Origin of the sequence: Actinoplanes sp. KI2, from assembly GCF_025630775.1 — a bacterium.
Taxonomy (GTDB): domain Bacteria; phylum Actinomycetota; class Actinomycetes; order Mycobacteriales; family Micromonosporaceae; genus Actinoplanes.
On record NZ_JAOSZE010000079.1, the window covers coordinates 21,370 to 27,522 of the forward strand.

At 72.1% G+C, this 6,153-nt stretch carries 7 protein-coding genes; 5 read left to right on the plus strand and 2 right to left on the minus strand.

Annotated elements, in window-relative coordinates:
* Nucleotides 1-8: 8 nt before the first annotated feature.
* The 4 genes from ODJ79_RS44905 (at nt 9) to ODJ79_RS44920 (ending at nt 3,391) form a co-directional block, all read left to right on the plus strand.
* Complete coding sequence (locus ODJ79_RS44905; protein ID WP_263029868.1) at nt 9-860, plus strand: PH domain-containing protein; 852 nt, start codon at nt 9-11, stop codon at nt 858-860.
* 100 nt (nt 861-960) lie between these two features.
* On the plus strand, nt 961-1,815 hold the full coding sequence (locus ODJ79_RS44910; RefSeq protein WP_263029869.1) for a PHP domain-containing protein: 855 nt from the start codon (nt 961-963) through the stop codon (nt 1,813-1,815).
* A gap of 51 nt (nt 1,816-1,866) precedes the next feature.
* Nucleotides 1,867-2,490 (plus strand): MarC family protein, encoded by a 624-nt coding sequence (locus ODJ79_RS44915; protein WP_263029870.1) that lies wholly within the window; start codon nt 1,867-1,869, stop codon nt 2,488-2,490.
* Between the two features lie 88 nt (nt 2,491-2,578).
* On the plus strand, nt 2,579-3,391 hold the full coding sequence (locus ODJ79_RS44920; protein ID WP_263029876.1) for a RecB family exonuclease: 813 nt from the start codon (nt 2,579-2,581) through the stop codon (nt 3,389-3,391).
* A 483-nt stretch (nt 3,392-3,874) separates the two neighbouring features.
* On the opposite strand, the gene ODJ79_RS44925 is transcribed toward ODJ79_RS44920, so the two are convergent.
* Both ODJ79_RS44925 and ODJ79_RS44930 read right to left on the minus strand, forming a co-directional pair.
* Nucleotides 3,875-4,777: an oxygenase MpaB family protein gene (locus tag ODJ79_RS44925; RefSeq protein ID WP_263029871.1), complete on the minus strand. Its 903-nt coding sequence runs from the start codon at nt 4,775-4,777 to the stop codon at nt 3,875-3,877.
* 65 nt (nt 4,778-4,842) lie between these two features.
* Nucleotides 4,843-5,277 (minus strand): Fur family transcriptional regulator, encoded by a 435-nt coding sequence (locus ODJ79_RS44930; protein WP_263029872.1) that lies wholly within the window; start codon nt 5,275-5,277, stop codon nt 4,843-4,845.
* A 190-nt stretch (nt 5,278-5,467) separates the two neighbouring features.
* On the opposite strand from ODJ79_RS44930, the gene ODJ79_RS44935 reads away from it, so the two are divergent.
* Nucleotides 5,468-5,938 (plus strand): DUF2231 domain-containing protein, encoded by a 471-nt coding sequence (locus tag ODJ79_RS44935; RefSeq protein ID WP_263029873.1) that lies wholly within the window; start codon nt 5,468-5,470, stop codon nt 5,936-5,938.
* Nucleotides 5,939-6,153: the final 215 nt, after the last annotated feature.

A 6,153-nucleotide genomic window follows, 5' to 3' on the forward strand; every position in this document is an offset into this window, starting at 1 on the left:
ATCTGTACATGGGTGGTCCTACTGAGCCGCACGAGCCTCGAGGCGAGGGTGCCGGGCGCCCTCGAGACGACGACCCGAGCTTCGGCTACGACGATTCCGCGTACGAGGATCCCGACGCCCCGCGCCGGCGGCAGCCCTATTCGGAGGGTCCCGGGTTCTCGCCCGACGCCGGCTTCAGCCCCGACGCCGGCTACGACGGCGACGTGGGCTACGCGACCGACGCCGGTGAGTACGAAGCGCCGAACTTCACCCAGGAGGAGCTCGCCGGGCTAGGCCCCGAGGGCGGCGGCTCCGGCCCGCGCCGGGTCCTGCCGCTCGAGGACGAGCCGACCACGCTGGTCGCGCGCTACCTCTTCCCGACCGAGCGCTACCGCGGCGAGTGGAAACGGCACTGGATCCACCTCTCCACGCCGCTGTTGATCGGCGCGGGCGCCACCCTGCTGCTCGGTTACCTGGCCGGCTTCCTCACCCGGCAGAACATCGACGGCATGGTCACGGTCGCGGTGCTGATCTGGCTCGGGGTGGTGGGCTGGGTCGCGTGGCGGGTCTTCGACTGGTATTTCGACCGGTTCATCCTCACGAACAAGCGGGTGATGGTGGTCAACGGCATCATCACCCGGCGGGTCGCGATGATGCCGCTGCTGCGGGTGACCGACATGAAGTACGAGCAGTCCGCCCTGGGCCGCACGCTTAACTACGGCACCTTCGTGCTCGAGTCGGCCGGCCAGGACCAGGCGCTCCGCGAGGTCAAGCACCTGCCCAACCCCAACGAGCTCTACTTGCGGGTGGTCGAGGAGATGTACGAGCCGCAGGCCGTCGAGGCGCGGCTCGGCAAGGACGGCGACGGGGACGACGCCTGACCGGCCGGGAAACGGCGCTGGTCGGCGCGGCGTCGGGGATGTGACGAAGGATTTCGCTTCCGTACGGTCGATTGCCGCACCCGGCCGGTAGCGTTTCCGGGTGACCAGAATCGACCTGCACTGCCACTCGACTGCCAGCGACGGCACCCTCACCCCCGCGCAACTGGTCACCGCGGGCGCGCAGGCGGGTCTCGACGTCATGGCGATCACCGACCACGACACCACCGGTGGGTGGGCCGAGGCCGAGGCCGCCCGACCGGAGGGCATGTGCCTGGTGCGCGGCGCCGAGCTGTCCTGCCGCTGGTTCGGCGGCGAGCCGTGGCCGATCGCGTTGCACCTGCTCGCGTACCTCTTCGATCCCGCCGAACCGCGGCTGGCCGCCGACCTGACCGCCCTGCGCCGCGACCGCGAGCAGCGAGCCGAGAAGATCGTGGACAAGCTGCGCGCCGATGGGGTGCCGATCAGCTGGGACGAGGTGCGGGGCTACGCGGCCGGGGGTTCGGTCGGGCGGCCGCACATCGCGCAGGCGTTGATCCGGGCGGGACTGGTGCGCACCACCGATGAGGCGTTCGCCTCGCGCTGGCTGGGCTCGCGTTACTTCGTACCCAAAGCTGATCTTGATGTTTTCGAGGCCGTGCGCGCGGTACGTGCGGCGGGTGGGGTCCCGGTGTTCGCGCATCCGCGGGCGACGGTACGCGGACGGGTGGTGCCCGACCGGCTGATCGCCGAGCTCGCCGACGCCGGACTCTTCGGACTCGAGGCGGACCACGAGGACCACACGCCCGAGCAGCGCGCGCACGTGCGAGCGCTGGCCGAGGATCTCGGGCTGGTCGTCACCGGATCGTCCGACTTCCACGGCACACACAAGAGGGTCCAGCTAGGAGCGTTCACCACCGCTCCCGAGGCGTACGAGAAGATCGTGTCGTCGGCGACCGGAGTGCCGGTCCTGGGGTGACGCGCACCGCACCGGCCTGCGGAAACAATCGCCAGCCCCTACCTTGTCCGGGTGAATATCAAATTCCTCGGTGAGGTCTACGTGACCTTGCTGGTCATCGTCGACCCGCCGGGAATGGTGCCGGTGTTCCTGGCGCTGACCGGCACCATGCCGGCCAAGGCCCGGATCAGGGCGGGCACCCAAGCGGTGCTGCTCGCCCTCGGGGTCATCGTCGGCTTCGCCGTCGCGGGGCAAACCCTGCTCGACTACCTGCACGTCCAGCTGCCCGCGCTGCAGGGCGCGGGCGGGCTGCTGCTCGTGCTGGTCGCGTTGCAGCTGCTCACCGGCAAGACCGACGAACCGGCCGAACAGGGCGGCACGAGCAATGTGGCGCTCGTGCCGATCGGCACGCCGCTGCTGGCCGGGCCCGGCGCGATCGTCGCCACCATGCTGTTCGTCCGGCGGGCCGACGGCGTCGACGAGTACCTCGTGATCGGGATCGGCATCCTGCTGGTCATGCTCACCGTCTGGGTGGTACTGCGCTTCTCCGGGGTGATCGTCAAAATGCTGCGCCCGGCCGGCATCGAGGTGCTGACCCGCATCGCCGGCCTGCTGCTGGCCGCGATCGCGGTGCAGCTGATCGCCGATGCGATCAACGCGTTCGTGCAGCTGTACGCGGCCGGGGACGCGGGCTGACGTTTTTGTCGGAGGGTGCTGGCAGGATTACCCCGTGGCCTTCACCAGATCCGCCCGCGCGGTTCCCGAGCAGCTCGGCTTCGACGGCATGCCCGAGCGCCTGTTCGTCTGCACCCCGAGCAAGCTGGGCAGTTTCGTCGACTGTCCGCGGCGGTATCGGTATTCCTACGTCGACCGCCCGACCCCACCCAAGGGGCCGCCGTGGGCGCACAACTCGCTGGGCGCCAGTGTCCACACCGCCCTGAAAAACTGGTATGCCTTGCCGCCCGATCGCCGCACGCCGACGGCGCTGGTCGGCCTGCTGCGGCCGACCTGGGTTCGCGAGGGCTACCGCGACGTCGACCAGGAGCGCGCCGCCTTCCAGACGGCGCAGGGCTGGCTGGAGTCCTACGCGGCCTCGGCCGACGCCGGTGACGAGCCGCTCGGCGTCGAGCGGGTGGTGGCCACCAAGACGTCGGTGCTCGCCTTCAACGGGCGCGCCGACCGCATCGACGGCCGGGGCGGCGAGGCGGTGATCGTCGACTACAAGACCGGGCGCACCGGGCTCGACGCCGACGACGCGCGGGGCTCGCAGGCGCTGGCGCTGTATGCATGGGCCGCGCAGCGCGTGTTCCGCCGGCCGTGCCACCGGGTCGAGCTGCATCATCTGCCGACCGGCACGGTGGCCGTGCACGAGCACACCGACGAGTCGCTGGCCCGCCAGGTGCGCCGGGCGGAGGAGACGGCGCGCGACATCATGGCGGCCGAGCGGGCGGTGGCCGGCGGCGCGGATCCGGATGAGGAGTTCCCGACCAACCCGGGTTCGCTGTGCGGGTGGTGTGACTTCCGAAAGGTGTGCCCGGCCGGCCAGGAGTTGCCGGCCAAGGAGGCGTGGGCGGCGGTGGAGCACCTGGGTAGCTGACCTCAGCCGGTCGGGTGGCCGCCGATCGGGCTGCAAACGGCGCCCCTGCGGGTCAGGGGCGGGCCGGAGCCGTCGGGTGCTGGCGGCGGCCGGTCAGGCGGCGGGCCGGTGCGGGCTGAGCCGGCGGGGGCCGATGCGGTACCGGGATGCGGTGCGACTGGCGGCCCGGGCGGGGGTGCGGCCGGCGGGGCGGGCGCAGGCCGGGGTGTGCCAGCGGGGCCGGGCGCGGCCGGCGGGGCCGGGCGCGGGCCGGGGTGTGGCCGGCGGCCCGGGCGCGGGCTGCGGTGCGGTGCGGCTGGCGGGCCGGGCGCGGGCTGCGGTGCGGTGCGGCTGGCGGGCCGGGCGCGGGCCGAGGCGGTGCCGGGTGTGGGCTGAGACCGCGGGCTGATCCGGGTGTGGGCTGAGACTGGGGGCTGAGCTGGGTGCGGGCTGAGACGGCGGCGGGCCGATGCGACGCCGGGCGGGGGTGCGGGCGGCGGGCGGTCAGGCGGAGGCTGAGGTGGCGGTTGGTCGGGTGTGGGCGGCTGCGGTGCGGGCGGCTGCGGCGCGGGCCAGTGCGGCGTCGCGCATCGGGGCCACTCGCAGGCTTCGGGGGATCGTTGCGAGCACCGAGGAGAGCAGCATGCGCAGGCCTCGGGCGGACAGGTCGGCGGTCAGGTCGATGGTGGGCCAGCCGAGGCCGCCGTACATGCGGCGGGCCCAGGGCGGGAGCATCGCGACCGCGGTGGCGGCGATCCCGAAGTAGGCCCAGCGGGTCGGGCCCAGCGTGAGCCCGAGCCGGAACGCGCGGCTGCCCCAGTTCTGCGGCACCGGGGGCACGGTCAGGAACATCGCCGTCTCGACGCCGTCCCGGGTCAGGCTCAGCCGGGGCTGCATCTCGTCGTAGTAGGCGCTCACCTCGGCCGCGGTCGCCGGCACGGTGGCCGGGTCGAGGCCCATCAGCTCGGCGGCCTTCAGCTGTTCGGTGTAGTAGCGGTCGATCTCCTCGGGGCTCAGCCGCACGCCGGCCCGGGTCGCGGTGGTCAGGAACGACTCGACTTCGGCCACGTGCACCCAGCGCAGCAATTCCGGCTCGTCGATGCGGAACCGTTCGCCGGTGCGCGGGTCGGTCGCGGTCATCCGGGCGTGGTGGCGGCGCACCCGGCGCGCGGCCTGCTCCGCCTCCTCGGTGGTGCCGTAGATCACCGTGCCGACGTACGCCGACGTGCGGGTCAGGCGGCCCCACGGGTCGGCTCGGTACCGGGAGTTCTGGGTGACGCCGGCGACCGCCCGGGGATGCAGAGCCTGCAGGTAGAGCGACCGGAGCCCGCCGAGCATCAGGATCGGCTCCCGGTGCAGTCGCCAGGTGACCGAATCCGGCCCGAACAGCCCCAAGTCCCCACTCATGCGGTCCAGATTGCCACGGGAACGTGGAAAACTTGAACCTGTTCAGAAAGGCGACCCGCCCGGGTCTAGACTGCCGCTTCCGCCCGCCGCCGCGCCTGACAATCGGGACAAAGACCCCAGAAGGTGACCTCGGCCTCGTCGAGCACGAAGCCCTGCGCGTCGCCCGGGGACAGGCAGGGGCGTTCGCCGACCGCGCAATCGACATCGGCGATCGCGCCGCAGCCCCGGCAGACGATGTGGTGATGGTTGTCGCCGACCCGGGCCTCGTAGCGCGCGGGGCTTCCGGCCGGCTCGATCCGGCGGGCCAGTCCGGCGCGGCTGAGGGCGCCGAGCACGTCGTAGACGGCCTGGGTGGAGACCGAGTCGAGGCGGGCGCGGGCCTTGCGGGCGATGTCCTCGACCTCGAGGTGGCCGCCCTCGGTCAGCACCTCGAGCACGGCGAGGCGCGGCCGGGTGACCCGGAGGCCGTGCGCGCGCAGCAGATCTTCGCCGGTGGACATTCGTCCATGAGAGCATGGCCGGCGCCAAACCCCAACTCATGATCTTTCGGTACGCCTCATCCTGGTGGGACGTCACAAGATCGGCTGAGCGGTGAACCAGACCGGATCTCCGGGCGTTAGCGCGTACAGCGGATGTTTGCGCCGTCAGACACTCCTAGACTGACGGCCCGTTCCTGATCGAGGAGGCGTCTTGTTCGACCAGATCAACGGCTTGCCCGTGCACGTACTCGTGCTGCACGCGGCGGTCGTCTTCGTCCCGCTCCTGGCCCTGGGCGCTATCGTCTACGCGCTCGTCGGCGCCTGGCGCGCGAAGATCGGCTGGGCCGTCCTGCTCCTCGGGATCGTCGCGCCGATCTGCACGTTCGTGGCCAAGGAGTCGGGTACGAAGCTGTTCAATCGGCTCGAACCGCATATGTCGCCCGCGGGCAAGAAGCTGCTCACCGAGCACATGGGGTTCGGCACGCAGACCTTCTGGTGGACGCTCGCGTTGGGCGTGGTCAGCATCGTGATGGTCCTGCTGACCGGCCGCGGCAAGAGCTCGGCGCCCAAGGTCGTGCAGTGGGTGCTGTCGGCGGCCATGGTCGTGCTGGCCGTGATCGCGGTCTACTACGTCTACCGGACGGGCGACTCCGGCGCGAAGGCCGTGTGGGGCTCGTACTGACGCCGCTACCAAACCGGCCGTTGCCGGGCCGATCATTGGGGACCGTCGTGGCGGGCTGGCCATGCCGGGCTGGTCATGGGGGGGGTGGGCCGTGGCGGGCTGGGCCGTGGCGGGCTGGGCCGTGGCGGGCTGGGCCGTGGCGGCTGGCCGACCCGGTGCGTCGTGGCGGGCCGGCCGGCCCGGTGCATTCGAGCCTCACCGGCTGGGCGCGTCGA